The 16,658-nt window shown below is 51.4% G+C and carries 14 protein-coding genes; 9 read left to right on the forward strand and 5 right to left on the reverse strand.

What is annotated here, in order from left to right:
- Positions 1 to 24: 24 nt before the first annotated feature.
- The gene (locus tag LN341_RS09090) at positions 25 to 2,841 is read left to right on the forward strand and encodes an FAD-binding and (Fe-S)-binding domain-containing protein (protein WP_234203121.1); all 2,817 of its coding nucleotides are present in this window, start codon (positions 25 to 27) and stop codon (positions 2,839 to 2,841) included.
- Between the two features lie 243 nt (positions 2,842 to 3,084).
- On the opposite strand, the gene LN341_RS09095 is transcribed toward LN341_RS09090, so the two are convergent.
- Positions 3,085 to 4,749, reverse strand: coding sequence for a methyl-accepting chemotaxis protein (locus LN341_RS09095; protein WP_046219788.1), 1,665 nt, complete (start codon positions 4,747 to 4,749; stop codon positions 3,085 to 3,087).
- Positions 4,750 to 5,016: 267 nt separating this feature from the next.
- Entirely contained in the window at positions 5,017 to 5,799 is a 783-nt protein-coding gene (locus LN341_RS09100) for a THxN family PEP-CTERM protein (protein ID WP_234203122.1), read from the reverse strand.
- Positions 5,800 to 6,342: 543 nt separating this feature from the next.
- On the opposite strand from LN341_RS09100, the gene LN341_RS09105 reads away from it, so the two are divergent.
- The 7 genes from LN341_RS09105 to LN341_RS09135 all read left to right on the forward strand — a co-directional run bounded on the left by LN341_RS09105 (position 6,343) and on the right by LN341_RS09135 (position 12,724).
- Positions 6,343 to 7,161, forward strand: a complete 819-nt coding sequence (locus LN341_RS09105; protein ID WP_046219785.1) for a phosphate ABC transporter substrate-binding protein — start codon at positions 6,343 to 6,345, stop codon at positions 7,159 to 7,161.
- 92 nt (positions 7,162 to 7,253) lie between these two features.
- On the forward strand, positions 7,254 to 8,165 hold the full coding sequence (gene pstC, locus LN341_RS09110; protein ID WP_046219784.1) for a phosphate ABC transporter permease subunit PstC: 912 nt from the start codon (positions 7,254 to 7,256) through the stop codon (positions 8,163 to 8,165).
- A 5-nt stretch (positions 8,166 to 8,170) separates the two neighbouring features.
- Positions 8,171 to 9,055 (forward strand): phosphate ABC transporter permease PstA, encoded by an 885-nt coding sequence (gene pstA / locus LN341_RS09115; RefSeq protein WP_046219783.1) that lies wholly within the window; start codon positions 8,171 to 8,173, stop codon positions 9,053 to 9,055.
- 17 nt (positions 9,056 to 9,072) lie between these two features.
- On the forward strand, positions 9,073 to 9,822 hold the full coding sequence (gene pstB, locus LN341_RS09120) for a phosphate ABC transporter ATP-binding protein PstB (protein ID WP_046219782.1): 750 nt from the start codon (positions 9,073 to 9,075) through the stop codon (positions 9,820 to 9,822).
- A gap of 237 nt (positions 9,823 to 10,059) precedes the next feature.
- Positions 10,060 to 10,440 (forward strand): hypothetical protein, encoded by a 381-nt coding sequence (locus tag LN341_RS09125; RefSeq protein ID WP_052729910.1) that lies wholly within the window; start codon positions 10,060 to 10,062, stop codon positions 10,438 to 10,440.
- A gap of 112 nt (positions 10,441 to 10,552) precedes the next feature.
- Positions 10,553 to 12,190, forward strand: coding sequence for a mechanosensitive ion channel family protein (locus LN341_RS09130; protein WP_234203123.1), 1,638 nt, complete (start codon positions 10,553 to 10,555; stop codon positions 12,188 to 12,190).
- A 99-nt stretch (positions 12,191 to 12,289) separates the two neighbouring features.
- Positions 12,290 to 12,724, forward strand: a complete 435-nt coding sequence (locus LN341_RS09135; protein WP_046219780.1) for an META domain-containing protein — start codon at positions 12,290 to 12,292, stop codon at positions 12,722 to 12,724.
- Between the two features lie 24 nt (positions 12,725 to 12,748).
- On the opposite strand, the gene LN341_RS09140 is transcribed toward LN341_RS09135, so the two are convergent.
- Positions 12,749 to 14,428 carry a CHASE domain-containing protein gene (locus LN341_RS09140; RefSeq protein ID WP_046219779.1) on the reverse strand — a complete coding sequence of 560 codons (1,680 nt, stop codon included), beginning with the start codon at positions 14,426 to 14,428 and terminating at the stop codon, positions 12,749 to 12,751.
- A gap of 213 nt (positions 14,429 to 14,641) precedes the next feature.
- On the opposite strand from LN341_RS09140, the gene metR reads away from it, so the two are divergent.
- The gene (gene metR / locus LN341_RS09145; RefSeq protein ID WP_046219778.1) at positions 14,642 to 15,553 is read left to right on the forward strand and encodes an HTH-type transcriptional regulator MetR; all 912 of its coding nucleotides are present in this window, start codon (positions 14,642 to 14,644) and stop codon (positions 15,551 to 15,553) included.
- A 55-nt stretch (positions 15,554 to 15,608) separates the two neighbouring features.
- Here metR and LN341_RS09150 read toward each other — a convergent pair whose 3' ends face one another.
- Positions 15,609 to 15,797: a DUF4250 domain-containing protein gene (locus tag LN341_RS09150; RefSeq protein ID WP_046219884.1), complete on the reverse strand. Its 189-nt coding sequence runs from the start codon at positions 15,795 to 15,797 to the stop codon at positions 15,609 to 15,611.
- Positions 15,798 to 15,892: 95 nt separating this feature from the next.
- The gene (locus tag LN341_RS09155) at positions 15,893 to 16,564 is read right to left on the reverse strand and encodes a hypothetical protein (RefSeq protein ID WP_234203124.1); all 672 of its coding nucleotides are present in this window, start codon (positions 16,562 to 16,564) and stop codon (positions 15,893 to 15,895) included.
- Between the last annotated feature and the right edge of the window lie 94 nt (positions 16,565 to 16,658).

A 16,658-nucleotide genomic window follows, 5' to 3' on the forward strand; every position in this document is an offset into this window, starting at 1 on the left:
TTTCGCCTACGAGCAAGGGCAACGATGACTGACAACTATCAACAGCTGATCCAGCAACTCAGCACCTTCCTTGATGCCGGACAAATCATTACAGACGAAGCCAGACGCCTTGCCTATGGCACCGATGCCAGCTTTTACCGCCTGCTCCCAAAAATCGTGCTTCGCCTGCACAGTCAGCATGAAGTCATTGCGGTGATTCGCGCCTGTGCCGAGCTAAACATTCCCTACACCTATCGCGCAGCAGGCACCAGCCTGTCGGGACAGGCGGTCTCGGATTCGGTCCTGATCACTCTGAGTGATCAGTGGCGAGGGCATATCATTGAAGACAACGGGCTGAAAATTACCCTGCAACCGGGTGTAATCGGCGCGGATGCGAACCGCTATCTGGCCCCTTACGGACGTAAGATCGGACCGGATCCCGCTTCCATCAATACCTGTAAAATTGGCGGGATCGCGGCCAACAATGCCAGCGGTATGTGCTGCGGTACAGCGCAGAACTCTTATCGCACCGTCGATGGCATGACAGTGATCCTGACCGACGGCACGGTCCTGAACACCCGCGATGAAGCCAGTAAAGCCGCATTCCGCCGCAGCCATGCCTCATTGCTCAGCGATTTGACAGAACTCAGGAAAGAGGTCGACACCAACCCGGCACTGAAAGATAAAATCCAGCATAAATACCGGCTCAAAAACACCACAGGTTACGCACTGAATGCGCTGACCGATTTCAGTGATCCGATAGATATTCTGGAGCATCTGATGATCGGCTCAGAAGGTACGCTGGGTTTTATTGCCGACATCACTTATAAGACGGTTATCGAACACCCGCACAAGGCATCAAGTTTGCTGGTCTTCAGCACGATTGAACAAGCGAGTGAAGCCACGTCCATACTGGCAACCACACCGGTTTCCGCCGTCGAAATGATGGACGGCCGCGCCATGCGCTCTGTTGCCGATAAAGCGGGCATGCCCGAATTTATCGCTCATCTGGATCTGGAAGCCGCTGCCTTACTGGTTGAAAGCCGGGCAAGTACCCACGACGAACTGCTCAGCCAGTGCGAGACCATCATGGCCAGTTTGTCTGCGTTTGCCGTCATTGCGTCTGTCCCTTTCACCTCTGAGCCGGCCACTGTCAATACCCTGTGGGCGATCCGCAAAGGCATGTTCCCCGCGGTGGGCGCGGTACGAGAAACCGGCACCACAGTCATCATTGAAGATGTGGCTTTTCCTGTTGCGGATCTGGCTCAAGGTGTTCGTGATTTACAGGCTCTGTTTGCGCAGTTTCGTTATGACGAAGCCATTATTTTCGGCCATGCGCTGGAAGGTAATTTGCACTTTGTGTTCACCCAGGGGTTTGACGCGCAGAGTGAGATCGACCGCTACGGCGCTTTTATGGATGCTGTCGCCGAGTTGGTGGCCGTCAAGTATCAGGGTTCGCTGAAAGCCGAGCATGGCACCGGCCGCAATATGGCACCTTACGTCGAGCTGGAATGGGGCAAAGCCGGCTACCAGCTGATGCAGCGCATCAAGCGGCTGTTCGATCCGCAAGGGCTGCTGAATCCGGGCGTGATCATCAATGACGATCCGCACGCCCACCTGCGACACCTGAAACCCATGCCTGCGGCCGACGATCTGGTGGATCGCTGTATAGAATGCGGATTTTGTGAGCCTGTTTGTCCGTCGCGGACCCTGTCCTTATCCCCGCGTCAGCGCATTGTGTTATACCGCGAGCTGCAACACCGCCGTCGCAATGGTGACACAGCCGGTGCAAAAGCACTGGACACTGTTTTCCAGTATCAGGGAATCGACACCTGTGCGGCCACCGGGCTGTGTGCAGAACGCTGTCCGGTGGGGATTAACACAGGGGATCTCATCAAAAAACTGCGTACCGACAAATATCAGCGCTTTTTGCCGATTGCGCGCTGGACCGCCGATCATTTTGCTACCACAACCCGCTTAATAAAAACCGGGCTGGGTATGGCGCAGTCTGCACAGTCTCTGCTTGGTGAGCACAGAATGACAGCGCTCAGCGACACGGCCAGACGCTGGAGTCACAATCGCACACCGCAATGGCTGCCCGAGTTGCCGACAATCAATCACCATCAATTAACGGAAAGCGGCAACAGTCAGGCCCACGGCGAGAAAAAAGTGGTGTACCTGCCCACCTGTGCCAGTCGTACGATGGGTCAGCAGCCAGATAACCCCGATCAGCGCCCGCTGACCGAGGTGACACTGTCACTCATCACAAAAGCCGGGTTTGATGTTGTTATCCCTCAGGCGCCCAACGATCTCTGTTGTGGGATGCCCTACGACAGCAAGGGGATGACCGAGCCTGCCGCGCAGAAAAGCCAGCAGCTGGAAGAAGCACTCTGGCAAGCCAGCGAACAGGGTAAATACCCGATTCTGATTGATGCCAGCCCCTGCGCTAAACGCAGCGTGGAAAGTTTCAGCCGGCTGATGAATATTGTCGAGCCCGTAGGACTGGTGCTGCATTATCTGCTGCCCTATCTGGAGCTGAAACGTCTGCATGAAACGGTCATGCTGCATGTCACCTGCAGCAGCCGCAAGATGGGGCTTGAAAATGACATGCTGGAACTGGCCAAAGCCTGTGCCAGCACAGTGATTGTACCCGAGCACATTCAGTGCTGTGGCTGGGCGGGCGATAAAGGGTTCAGCGTGCCTGAACTGAATGCAGCCTCGCTGGAACCCTTGAAAGATCAGGTTCCGCCGGACTGCCGGCGTGGTTTCAGCAACAGCCGTACCTGCGAAATCGGCCTCTCGCACCACAGTGGCGTGCCTTATCAGTCGATATTGTATCTGGTAGATGAAGTCGCTCGTTGACTAGTACACAATCGGCGAATACGCAATCAAGACGACCTAGTGTGTTGATGCAGATATTCAATCGTGTTAACCCGAACCCAGATCTCAGCATTAAGACAGAAAAAGCCAGCCGCTGACACTACTATAAAGAGGCCTTTAGGTCTTACATTGCACGAAAAAACCCGCCAATAATGGTATTGGCGGGTTTCTTATTTTATCTGCTTTCAAGACGTTGCGTTTTTTCTTTGCGTTATCTCCGCTTCTTCAGCTGGCCTTGATACTGTAACCTGCACTCGCGTTAGCGACCTGAAAAAAGCTGACCTGCTCAACCACTTCCTGACTGACACGGTGCATGTCATCGCTGCATTGTACGGTTTCCGAGGCAATGGATGAGGTCTTGTCCGACAGCGCCTGGACCGTATGAATATTCTGGCTGATATCGGCGGCAACCGCGCTCTGCTCTTCTGCTGCCGTCGCAATCTGCTGCGTCTGCTCATTGACCTGATTGATCATACTCATGATGTCAGCCAGGAGCTGATTGGTTTCCGACATCCGGGCTTCGGCCTGATCGGCCTCTGTGGTGCTGTCTGCCATCATATCGACCGCACTGCTGCAGGCTTGCTGTAGCTGGGACAGCATCTGCTCAATTTCATTCACCGAGGTTTGTGAGCGCTGTGCCAGCCCGCGCACTTCATCCGCTACAACCGCAAAACCACGCCCCTGCTCACCAGCACGGGCCGCTTCAATCGCTGCGTTCAACGCCAGCAGATTTGTCTGTTCGGCAATTCCGCGAATCACTTCCAGAATACTCTCAATTTTACGGGATTCACCCTGCAACTCGTTCACCACCCCCGAGGTATCTTGCAAAGTGGCAACCAACCGCTGAACCACAGACTGGGTGTGCTCAGAAGATTCAATGCCTCTTTCCGCCAGTTCCATCATCTGATCCGATGCTCTGGCTGAATCTGAGGTATTGACCGCAATACTCTTGCTGGTGGTTGAAAGCTCTTCAATCGCCGTCACGGCCTGAATGGTGTGCTCTGATACCTCTCCTGCCGCAACCTGAATATTGTTGTTGGCATCCTGCAGAATGCGGCTGTTTTCAGTCACCAGGGTACTGGAACGCACGATGCCTTCAACGGTACTGTTCAGACGGTTGACCGTGCTGTCAATGGCGCTGCTCAGCTGGGCCACTTCGTCTGTCCCTTTCACATTGGACAGTACATCCAGATGACCGCTGGCCAGAGCTTCGGCCGTGGCCTTCACCCGGCTGATACCGCCAACCAGACCCCGCGCAATCCAGTGACTCAATCCAAACGCAATCAGCACCGCCAGAATAATGGAGACGTAAAAAACAGTATTAGCGGTTTTAATCGACTGCAAGGTGTCCTGATTGGCCTGGATTGCCATCTCAGCGCTGGCCTGCTGAATCTTATCGAACTGCAGGTTCAGGGCTTCATAACTGTCTACAAAGGCTCTGAATACAGGGTAAGGTGCCTGATGATTGGGTGCCGATTCCATATCCGACACAAACTGATGGGTATTCGCCTGATAAACAGACAGCTTCTGCTCAAAGTCGGCCAGCAGTTGAGGATCACCGCTATAGTCTTGCTTCAGCTCTTTCACCAGGTCTGGGGTGATCGCACTGTTTTTATCAACAATCGCATTAAATTCGGGTACTTGCTCATACAAACCCAGCAGATACACAACCTGCAAGCCCCGCACGTTTCCGATAATATCGGCCTGCGCCTGGCGAATCTGGCTGATCAATTGCGAGACTTTGTAGTTATGCTGGTAAAACTCACTGAAATTACTGCCAATGCGGTCATTGGCTGATTTAATGAATAACATTGCAATCACGAACATCAGTGAAACTGCACCACCTAAAACCAGAATTTTATTGCGGATTGATAAATGACTAAGCTGCATTGACGCGCCCCAACAACGATTTGATGTAATTTTGTCCTCACTATTCACAAAAAGAAAAATAAAGGCAAATAAATGCCACAAGGGAATGACAGAATGTCACTCAAGCTCAAATTTTTGCATAAATATTACGAATAAATTTAATTTTGACTTGCAAGTCAACCCAAAAACCCCTTAATGAATTTCATGCCCTGAATAATTAAACTTATGCAACGGAGACATAAAAGCCGCAGGCATGCGGCTTTCTGTGCGGCTCGGATCAATGCAGTCTCAGGTGTTCCGACGCTTTCTTCTGCGAATCATACCGAGACCAGCCAGCATGGTGCCCAGGATGGCTACGCTGGCTGGTTCGGGGACAGGCACCTCAGTCAGGGCTGAAATATTGGCCTGAATGAAGGCCTGATTCGTGCTTTGCTCCACGGTTTCAAACCTATCGGCAAAGACGCCGTCAACCAGAAACCCCTGAATATTCAACGTATATTTGATGCCGTTGACCGTTGTGACATCAGTGAACTGCGAGGTGGAAACCGTAATAATGTCGGCACAACCGTTCACGTTCACCCCAACGCCATTCGCTTCCCCGTTTGCGCAGGGATCCGCGCTGTTGCTGGTCTCGTTATGGGTAAAGTTAAACACAAACTGCACATCTATCGGGGTACCGCCATCGATAGTCACGGTTGTATTCAACTGCAAGTCGACACTTTGCAGGCTGGCACCTGTACTCAGAATGACATTATTTAGATGGGTAAAGGTGCCCAACTGAAAATCATCGCTGGTGCCGGTATCCGTATCAAAGGTGGTGTCGAAGCTGTTGACAGACGAAAAGTCATAACCGCTCTGCGGACCCGAAGACGGCGATGGCAACCCCCAGCGCAACATCGGGTTATCCGAAGTATTGCCGATCGTCACGGGCTGCCCACTGCCTGAATCTGCCACGGCGTTCACCCAGGAACCGGTAAAGGCGCCAAACTCCACAGTGACTAATGCGGCGTTGACATGGGCACTTGCCAGCAGCGCCAGACTGAACATCGTTATTTTTGTCACAGGTTTCATTGCACACCCCCAACCCAACTTTATTGTCGTTATTGTGTTCGGAAAAAGTGCATCAAGTTCTGTGCCATCGCAGTCTGATCCAAAGACAGTGCAATCCAGAAAGCCGGACAAACCGGGATATAGTCCCAATAAATCAAAGCGATAACGCTAACAAACCTGTATAGGGATTTTTCGGGTCATTTTACGTTTTTTTCAGACCAGCATGCCCAGAACCCTTTACGTCATTCTGTGTAAAAAAAGGTGACACCAGAATTTCTGACTCTCCGTTCCGAGATGACAGGCCCGAAGCTTTATTGAGAAATGCCTTCCAGAATTCATTGTGCATTCAGGCATGATCAATACCTAAGGCGTATCTTTGAAGGCCTTTGATCAATCTTAGATTTCATATTCGCCACGATTTTTGATGTATATCAGCCACTTAGTTTCATCTTCATAGAGTGTTCAATAAACTGCAACAAACCTGTCATAAAACTCTCCTAACCTGTGCCTCGTTCGTTAAACAACTGATTGGCAATTCCGCCAAATTCGAAAGGATATGGAAAAATGAAAGCAAAGGTTATCGGTGCTATCACACTGGCTGGCTCAATGATGTTTAACCCGGCTATGGCGGCTGAAACAATTTCTGTTGTTGGCTCTTCTTCTGTAACGCCACTGATGGAAGTATTCGGCGAAACTTACGCAAAAACACACGATGTTGTGGTTGAAGTTCAGGGCCCGGGTTCTTCTGCCGGTATCCGTGCAGCACACGACGGTTCTTCTGATTTGGGCATGAGTTCCCGTGATCTGAAATCGTCTGAGAAAGCATCAGACATTCAGGAAGTTGTGATTGCCCGCGACGGTATCGCCGTTGTTGTTCACAATTCCAACCCAGTCAAAGACCTGAGCAAAGAGCAGGTTTCTCAAATCTATAAAGGCGAAATCACGAACTGGAAACAAGTTGGTGGTGAAGACAAGCCTATCGTTGTAGCGACCCGCGATACCGCTTCTGGTACACGTGGTGCTTTCGAAGACATCATGTCTCTGAAGCGTAAAGTGAACGGTAAATCCGTTTCTGCGATTTCTCAGCGTGCACAGGTGGCGAGCGGTAACGGTCAGCTGAAAACCATGGTTGCCAGCAACCCATTCTCGATTGGTTACATTTCGCTGAGCTCAGTGGACGACTCTGTGAAAGCACTGTCTATTGAAGGCCATGAACCATCTGTGGAAGCCATCAAAGCGGGTGATTACGGCGTACAGCGTCCATTCCTGGTGGTCTATAAAGACGGCCGCCCTTCTAAAGAAGCACTGGAATTCCTGAACTGGATGAAAACAGCTGACGCACAAAAAATCGTTTCTGAGCAAGGTTTGATTTCAACTCACTAATCTGCAGTGCCTTTTCCGGCCTGGTATTCAGGCCGGATATTTCGATTTCTCAGTACCTGAAGTTTTTGGTTCAGTGTCTGGAGTAATGCAAAATGACCATCGCGAATAATATAGAAAGCGCGCAGAAGAAATCTCAGCTTGCTGCTGCAAACAAAATTGACTGGCGCGAACTCTTTTTTAAATACCTTTTTCTGGCGAGTGCTGTTATCGGCATTCTGTCGCTGATCACCATTGGCTATTTCATTTTCCGTGAAGGCTTTGCGGCTTTCGAAGAGGCCGGCGTTGCCGGCATCGTTCTGGGTGATGAATGGCTGCCACCGGCACTGTTCGGTATCTTTCCGATGATTGTTGCCTCTGTGGTTTCGACCGCAGGTGCTGTCATTTTAGGTGTGCCCGTTGGTGTGATGACCGCGATCTTTATCGCTGAAGTGGCCCCCAAACGTCTGGCCGACATCATTCGTCCCATGGTCGAACTGCTGGCGGGGATTCCTTCCGTGGTTTACGGTTTCTTCGGTCTGGTGATTATCGTGCCGCTGATCCAGAACGTATTCAATGTGCCGGCAGGAAACACGGTGCTGGCCGGTATCATCGTTCTGGCGGTCATGATTCTGCCGACGGTGATTACTGTGTCGGAAACCTCGATTCGTGCCGTACCGCGCAGCTATAAAGAAGGCTCACTGGCGCTGGGTGCGTCGCACATGTTCACCATCTTCAAACTACTGGTCCCGGCTGCCCGTTCCGGGATTATGACAGGCGTCATTCTGGGGATTGCACGCGCCTTAGGGGAAACCATGGCCATCATCATGGTCATGGGGAACTCCCCGGCGATGCCTGAAGGCCTGCTGGATTCAGCACGTACCCTGACTGCCAATATCGCGATTGAAATGTCGTACGCCACCGGTATTCACGCCAGCGCCCTGTATGCCACAGGTATTGTGCTGCTGGTGTTCATCATGATGCTGAATGCTGCCCTGCTCTACCTGAACCGTGAGCGCGCGAGGTAATCACAATGACGCTATCAACAACCACACATCTGCAGGCGAGTAACCCTGCCAGACAACAACTCAAAGACAAAATCTATCTGGGGGTGATCTGGACCTCCGCCACAGTCACAGTCGGTTTTCTGCTGTGGGTGGTCTGGTACATCCTGAGCAATGGCCTGGCCTACGTCGACTGGACATTCATTTCCAGCAACTACACAACGCTGGGTGAAGAATCCGGTATCTGGCCGATGATCGTTGCCACGCTCTACATGGTGCTGGCGTCGATTCTGGTGGCTGCGCCCATGGGGATCATGACCGCGATTTATTTGACAGAGTATGCCAAAGTCGGCAGCCGCCTGGTCAAAGTCATCCGCTTCTGTACTGAGTCGCTGGCCGGTATTCCGTCGATTATTTACGGCCTGTTCGGGATGACCTTCTTTGTGGTTGTGCTTGGCTTTGGGTTCTCGATCCTGTCTGGTGCCCTGACCCTGAGCATTCTGATCCTGCCGGTGATCATCCGCACCACAGAAGAAGCCCTGATGGCGGTGCCGCAAACGTATCGTGAAGGTTCATACGGACTGGGCGCATCAAAAATTTACACTATCTGGCGTCTGATCTTGCCAAGTGCAATGCCAGGCATCGTGACTTCTATCATCCTCAGTGTAGGTCGTGTCATTGGTGAATCAGCACCCGTGTTCATGACAGCAGGCATGGTGGCCCGTCTCCCGGAAAGTCTGATGGACTCCGGGCGGACGCTCACCGTGCACCTGTACAAGCTGACGCAGGAACTCTACACCATTCATGAATGGCATCAGGCTTACGCCACTGCCACCATTCTGATTGTGGTTGTTCTGATCATCAACTTGTGCACCAAACTGCTTGCGAAACGCTTTAACACTGCGACTTACTGATTTCGGGGAAATACATCATGAACAAATTTAACATTGAAAATCTGGACCTGTTTTACGGCGACAACCAGGCACTGAAAAAGATTAATCTGCCAATTCCAAACCGCCAGGTGACTGCACTGATTGGCCCGTCCGGCTGTGGTAAATCCACACTGCTGCGCTGCCTGAACCGCATGAATGACCTGATTGAAGGGGTGAAGATCAAGGGCAAGCTGTCGATGGACGGTGAAGACGTCTACGGCAACATCGATGTTTCCAGACTGCGCATTAAAGTAGGCATGGTGTTCCAGAAGCCCAACCCATTCCCGATGAGCATTTACGAGAACGTGGCTTACGGCTTGCGTGCTCAGGGAGTAACCGACAAAAAACGTCTGGATGAAGTGGTCGAGCAATCGCTGCGCGGCGCAGCGCTGTGGGATGAGGTGAAAGATCGCCTGAAATCGCACGCCTTCGGTTTGTCTGGTGGTCAGCAGCAACGTCTGTGTATCGCCCGCACCATCGCCATGGAGCCAGAGGTCATTCTGATGGATGAACCCACTTCTGCACTGGATCCGATCGCAACCAAGAAAATTGAAGACCTGATGGAGTCCCTGAAAAAAGACTTCACGATCGTGATCGTCACTCACTCGATGCAGCAGGCGCGCCGTATTTCAGACCGGACCGCTTTCTTCCTGATGGGTGAGCTGGTCGAACATGACGATACATTTGCACTCTTTAACAATCCGCGTGATGACCGTACTCGCGGCTATGTCAACGGTGACTTCGGCTAAGCCCGGAGCCCAGACTGTTTCGCAGGCCGTGAAAACCGGCCTGTCCCCCGAAACAGCAGATCCCCGAAACGACAGATAATAAAAGCGATGGTAAGTATTTGCCCCCGGATCGGGGGCTTTTTTTTGTGCTTTTTTTACCCATTTCTGACATTTCACACAACAACCGGACTTACACTTAAATGAACACTGATTAATTCTATTGACGCCGGATATTCAGACCAAGGTCAGACAGGTGAGATGATGCAAAAGAATCATGAAATTTCACATGCTAAATCCTGGATTAACAAGCTTGCAGCAATGGATGCTCACCCTAAACTCACAGGTATTCTGCAATCCTCGCGCATCATGACGCAGCAGTATGCCGCCTATTGCCGCTTACAAAACCTGATGGCCTTTACCTATTCGCAAGTGAGCCACCAGCAACTGCTGGCTGACACCCTTGCGGCTTCAGGATGCGACGCCCTGATCTGCGACCAACGTCACTACCCCGCCCTCTGGTATATGCTGCATCAAATTCACCGACCGATGCTGGTCATTCTAAATCAGGAAGTGTGGACACCCGACTGGTGCTGGCAATTTGATCATCATCAATTCCTCTGCCAACAGGACTTACTCTGAAGCCACCGGCTAGAATTCGCATGTTATAATCACTGCATTCATTCTCATCGCGGCACTCATGATTGCCGCGATGTGCTGTTTTTATCTCCCTGAACCGGAATACCGCTCTACTATGCGCAAGCTTTTACTCTTGATGACGTTGCTAACCTACAGCTTCAATGTGTTAGCTCAGACGGAAACACCCGCCTCTCCGCTTGATGAACTGTCGCAGTTAAATCAGGAAGTCATGGAACTGTATCAGGCCGGCCAGGACCGAACCGGTACCACACGCGATGTCCTTCGCATGCAAGTCCTGAATAAAAATAATGAATTGCGGGACCGGATCGGAGAATTCATCAACGAGCCGCCTGAAGGGACAGCCGCCACCTTGCTCGATTACGTGAAGCGGCAGGAACGCTATACCGACAATACGGCCAGCTATCTGAACAGTAAAATTCAGGCAGATGAAAAAGCGCTGGACAAAGCCTCGCAGGAAGAGCAGTTACTCAAGCTCAAACAGTTGAACGAAGATCGTATGCTGTCTGTTCAGATGCTGGGCGAGCAGTGGGAAAACTATCAGTGGATGGAACTGCTGGGTCACAATACAGATCAGAAAAAAGCCAAGCTGGCAAAAGCCATCGCCAACCGGTTAGAGTTTGTTTCTGCCTCACTGGAATACAATAACCAGCAGGAAAAAGTGCTGGCCAAGCAGCTCAAAGAAGCGTCAGAGAGTGAGAAAGCCACACTCCAGCTGATGCACATTCTGGCACAGCGCAAACTGGCGAGTGATATTGACCGCCTGAACTACTTGATCAGCCTCGGTGATCAGGCACAGATCGATACCTCGAACTATAAAAAACAGCAGTTTGAAGTGACGGGTGATCTCACCAATGACATCCTGAATCCTCAGGTGATCTACTCGATTGTTTCTGCCTGGGCCGAAAGTCTGAAAACCTGGCTGATTGATAATACGCCGCAGGTGTTGTTCAAGGTGTTTATCTTCGCCCTGGTCCTGTTACTGTTCCGGCTGTTAAAAAACCTGACACGAAAAGTGGTGAAACGCGCTGTGGCTTCCCCCAATCTCAAGATGTCGCAGCTGATGCAGGACTTCTTCATTTCGATGTCAGGTAAAGCGGTCTTTTTCCTCGGGCTGTTAATTGCCCTGTCACAGGTTGGGCTGAATCTGGCGCCGATACTGACAGGTTTCGGTGTGGCCGGTGTGATTATCGGTTTTGCTTTGCAAGATACCCTGTCCAATTTTGCTTCAGGGATGATGCTGCTGATTTACCGTCCTTTTGACGTCGGTGATTTTGTCGAAGCCGGCGGCGTGTCCGGAAAAGTCAGCCACATGAGCCTGGTCAACACTACTATCCGTACCTTTGATAATCAGATCATCATCGTGCCGAACAGTAAAATCTGGGGAGATACCATCAAGAATGTCACCCATGAGCGTGTTCGCCGTGTCGATATGGTGTTTGGGATCGGCTATAAAGACAGCATTGAGCAAGCCGAAGCCATTTTACATGACATCATTGATAACCATCCGGCTGTGCTGCGCACCCCGGAAAAAACCATCAAAGTCCATACGCTGAATACTTCTTCGGTGGACTTTATTGTCCGCCCCTGGGTGAAAACGGACGACTACTGGGATGTGTACTGGGACGTGACGCGTGAAGTCAAACTGCGGTTCGACAAAGAAGGCGTTTCTATTCCATTCCCACAGCAGGATGTGCATTTACACATGGTCAGCCCGGAAAAGAACGACACATAAACAAGCTGTCGAAATGCTTCTACACTAAAAAAACACGGTTTACGGAATTTTTTGTCTTATCGTGAGTCAAAAATCTTCGAATCCATTTGGGGAAATACAATGAAAAAACACCTGCTGACTGCCATGGGCACTGCCCTGCTGTTATCTGCCTGCGCCGGAACCGGTGGCAACACAACGGCTGACACTTCTGCTGATCTGACACAATATGAGTGGGAACTGTCCAAGATCGACAATCAGGCCGTCACTATCCCGAGCAGGGGCGCCGTACCGACTCTGGGATTTGAAAATAACACCATGGCACATGGGCATTCCGGCTGTAACCGCTATTTCGGTTCTGCCGAGCTGAAAGACGGCCAGTTCCGCATTGAAAAAATGGGCATGACCATGATGGCCTGCCCGGATGATGCGATGAAACTGGAACGTGTGATGAGTGATACTTTAAGCCAGTGGAGCAAAGCCGAAGTCAAAGGCAATACGCTGACGCTCAGTAATAATCAGCATACTCTGACTTTCACCGCCACCCAACCCATGTAATCCGCACCATTCTGTCTGACAGCATCAACTGAGCGCCTGTTCAGTTGATGCTTGTTGCTGACGAACCTCCGCGCTTACCTTATTCAGTCCTTCCTGCTGTGCCTGATACAGCAAAGCTTCTGTTTGATGAAACAAAGCTTCAGCGGTAAATCCCTGAAGGTCAAAAACAGTTATCGCGCCCACAGAGACCGTCAGATAAGGGTTGGCACTCATGTCACTGTTGGCCAGGTTCAGGCGCTCCGCAGCGGCACGTAAAAGCCGGGCAACGACTTCGCCATTGTTGGTATTCGGCAAAACAGCAGCAAACCTGTCATCATCAAGCCGTGCCACCATATCGGCAGGACGTTTCAATGTTCTGCCCAGTTCATTAGCCAGCATCCTGAGGCTGGACTCATACATGTCCTGCGGACACTGACGGACAAAATCCGCATAGTCATCAATTTGGATCAGCACCACCACCAGTGGGGATTTCTCCCGCCGTGCAATTCTGACTGCTTTGTCGAGGCTTTCTTCAAACGCCCGCTGGTTCGCGATTCCTGTCAGCGGGTCGATCAGGCTCATGCGTTCCAGTTTTTCGTTCACAGCCAGCAATCTGTCATGTTGCTGATTCAGATTATCCAGATAGTGCTGACCCCGCTGGAACACAAAAAAACAGACCAAAGCGGCGACGGCAAAAAATGCGTTCACGCCCCAGAACACCCACCAGGGTGTGGATGACTGATGCTGACGGATATAATCCTGCATCGGTGTGGCTTCAATCACCCAGCGTCGCCCGCCTTTGCTCAGGACCTGATGAACGTAGCGATAATCAGGCGCATACTCGCGGGCGATCGCCTCCTGAGTCAGCGCTTTCTGGCTGTAGTGGTAATGCTTTTGCTGGCTAACCGGCCCGGTATCCGACACAGGGACCAGACTAAATACCAGCTTGTTTGACTGGGGGGCCTGTGTATCAATCAGTGTCAGTGCAAAGGGTTTGACCTGAGTTAAGCCAGGTGAGGAGAGAAAAATCTGTGCAGGATTAAACACCCCAGCCACAAAACCCAGCAGGCTGTCCTGCCGTTCAGTCTCCGACATCGGTTCAGGGAATTCATACACGGGCAACAGGCTGAGGATACCCTGAGCAACCACATCATTGCGCTGGATCTGTAGCGGGACAGTCAGTTGCAGCTGGCCGGTATCTCTGGCGCGCTGAATCGCCTCAAAACGCAGTGAATGCGACCCCAGATCATAGCCGATGACGGCTTCGTTTCCGGTGACAGGCTCGACATAGTAAACCGGATAATAAATCGCACGCTCGCTGGCCGTGACACGCTCACCGGATGCGACCTGTTCGGTAATCACATAGCCGGGCAGCCACGCATTCGCCCGTTGCTCCAAGCTGGCACGATCGGCCTGTGCGACTTCGGGAATCCACTCCAGAGCCGTAATCGCCGGAAAACGGGCCAGAATTTTATCTGTCAGTGCCGTGAAACCTTGGGCGTCCGGAATCCCATGCGTGTCCAGATTCAGTTGCAGGGTATACAGCGCTTCAAAATGACTGTTCATCGCCTGGATAAAAGCGTGTGAGGCTTCTGTAACATCCGATTCAAATTCCTGCTGAATGCGGCGTGTCTCCAGGTGAGAGAAAAAAAACAACATGACTATCGACAAGAGCAACCCGGCTGACAAGAGTAAGCCAATCAATGTAAGACGTTGTCGCTTCATCAAATTCCCTTCAATCATGTAAGCACAGCGGGTTTTAACCCTATTTTCAGTCAGGTGCCGTCTATTTACCAATTTGGTTTCAGATAACAGAGACAAGATCACTATGCGACACTCATAACCCCTGAATGTAATCGATTATAGACGTCTGGATGTTTACACTTCTCTCGATAACCAGTACTCTGAGCAGCAGATAACGTCAGGGACTGAGTGAACATGATTGAAATAAAGCACCTTCGCACATTAGCGGTACTGAGAGACACAGGCTCCCTGACGGCAACGGCGACGACGCTTTGTCTGACCCAGTCGGCGTTATCTCACCAGATTAAAGATCTTGAGCAACGGATTGGCGCGCCGCTGTTTTTACGCAAAACCCGTCCGGTCAGATTCACCGCGGAAGGCGACATCCTGCTGAAACTGGCTGATGATTTGATGCCCCGTATCGCACGCGCCGAACATGAACTGGCCAATTTAAAAGAAGACGCCAAAGGCCGGCTGCATATGGCAATTGAGTGTCACTCCTGCTTTCAATGGCTGATGCCTGCACTGAAGGAGTACCAGATAAACTGGCCGGCAGTGAGCCTGGACTTTTCATCCGGTTTCAGTTTTGAGCCGATACCGGCTCTGGCTGCCGGGGAACTGGACCTGGTGATCACCTCCGATATCAACCCGCGTGCGGAGGTACACTATGAACCTCTGTTCGATTTTGAGATGCGCCTTGTGGTGTCACCACAGTCTCCGCTTGCCGAACTGAGCACCATTAAACCGGCTGATCTCGCCAGCCAGACCATGCTGACCTATCCGGTGCAAAAAAATCGCTTGGATGTGGTGAAACATTTTCTGCAGCCTGCCGGCATTGAACCGAAAGTCTGGAAGCAAGCCGATAACACCCTGATGCTGGTACAAATGGTGTCGGCTGGTTTGGGCGTCGCAGCGCTGCCCAACTGGGCGATTCATGATTTCGCACGCCAGGGATTAATCGCCAGTAAACCACTGGGACAGGGTTTGTGGCGACGACTGTATGCGGCGATCCGTGCATCAGAAAAAGAACGCCATTACCTTCAGGCTTTTTTTGCGACAGCCCGGCAACAGTGCCAGACCCACCTTGAAGGCATTAAAGCGGCCTGAAGCCCAAACAAAAGACACCTGAAAAACGAAGGGCACCGATACGGGTGCCCTGTGTTTATTTAAACTGATTGGAAATGGGATCATAACGATAGCCCAGAGATTCCATTTTTTCTCTGAGCTGATCCTTATCCAGCTCATAGCGGCTGGAGAGATCATCAATGGTATCGCATTCCAGGCGCAGCCTTTCATTGACGATGCCAAGTACAATATTCGCGTCCATGTTCAGCAAGTTACTGATTTCCACTTCTCCCTCCTCCGGCGACTGCCGCTTGAACATCAGACAGAGTTAAAACAGCCCTTCTGTTGTTAGCATAGACGCTCAACCCGCCCTTCGACCAGTCAGATCACTGCAAGCTGACACGCTGCTGAGGCAGACAGCAAGAAAAGCACACCGGATAATTGCCAGACTTTAACAGGTCGCGCCAATACAATATGGCCCGCCCATACCACCTGTGCGGTAATCAGCAATAACAGAGCGCCACAAATCATCAGCAACTGGCTTTCCACCTGCGCCTGAGGCACTGAATAGAGCTGACCTGAAAACAACAACACGCTCAGGATGGCACTCACCAGGCCAGCCGCCGGTAAGATCCGGTGAAAAGCCTGCAAACGTGTGCGTGACTGGGTCAGCAACAAGTGCGCAAGTGCAGCGCCAAACATCGCCACGGCGACCAGGCTCTGCCCCTTCTCTAACCAGGACAACAAAGACAGTGCCAACAGCCAGCTCAGAAACGCCATCGCGCACGATGCGTACAACAGCATCAACGGGCCCTGATCCCGCGTCTTTCCGGTTTTTACCTGGAAAGTGAACCCAGCTAACCCCAGAAGAGGCAAGAGTGCTATCGGCTGGTTGATACACGCAATTAGCCAGCCCAGCATTAGTACGGGGAGCATCTTATGGACACGGCCCCGCTGACCAGGGCAAATCTCACCTTTAGTCAGAACCAGTGTCAGAATGATCTGCGCGCCCAACAGCGCAGAGATGAGCAAAGTGGTATAGGTCATATTCATGAAGGCTACAAAAGACAGAGGAAAACGCCCGAAATTATATCAGAACAGTACTAAAAACATCCATTGCTCAAAATTTCCGACAATTAACCTGGTT

Source organism: Photobacterium sp. TLY01, assembly GCF_021432065.1.
Lineage (GTDB): Bacteria > Pseudomonadota > Gammaproteobacteria > Enterobacterales > Vibrionaceae > Photobacterium > Photobacterium halotolerans_A.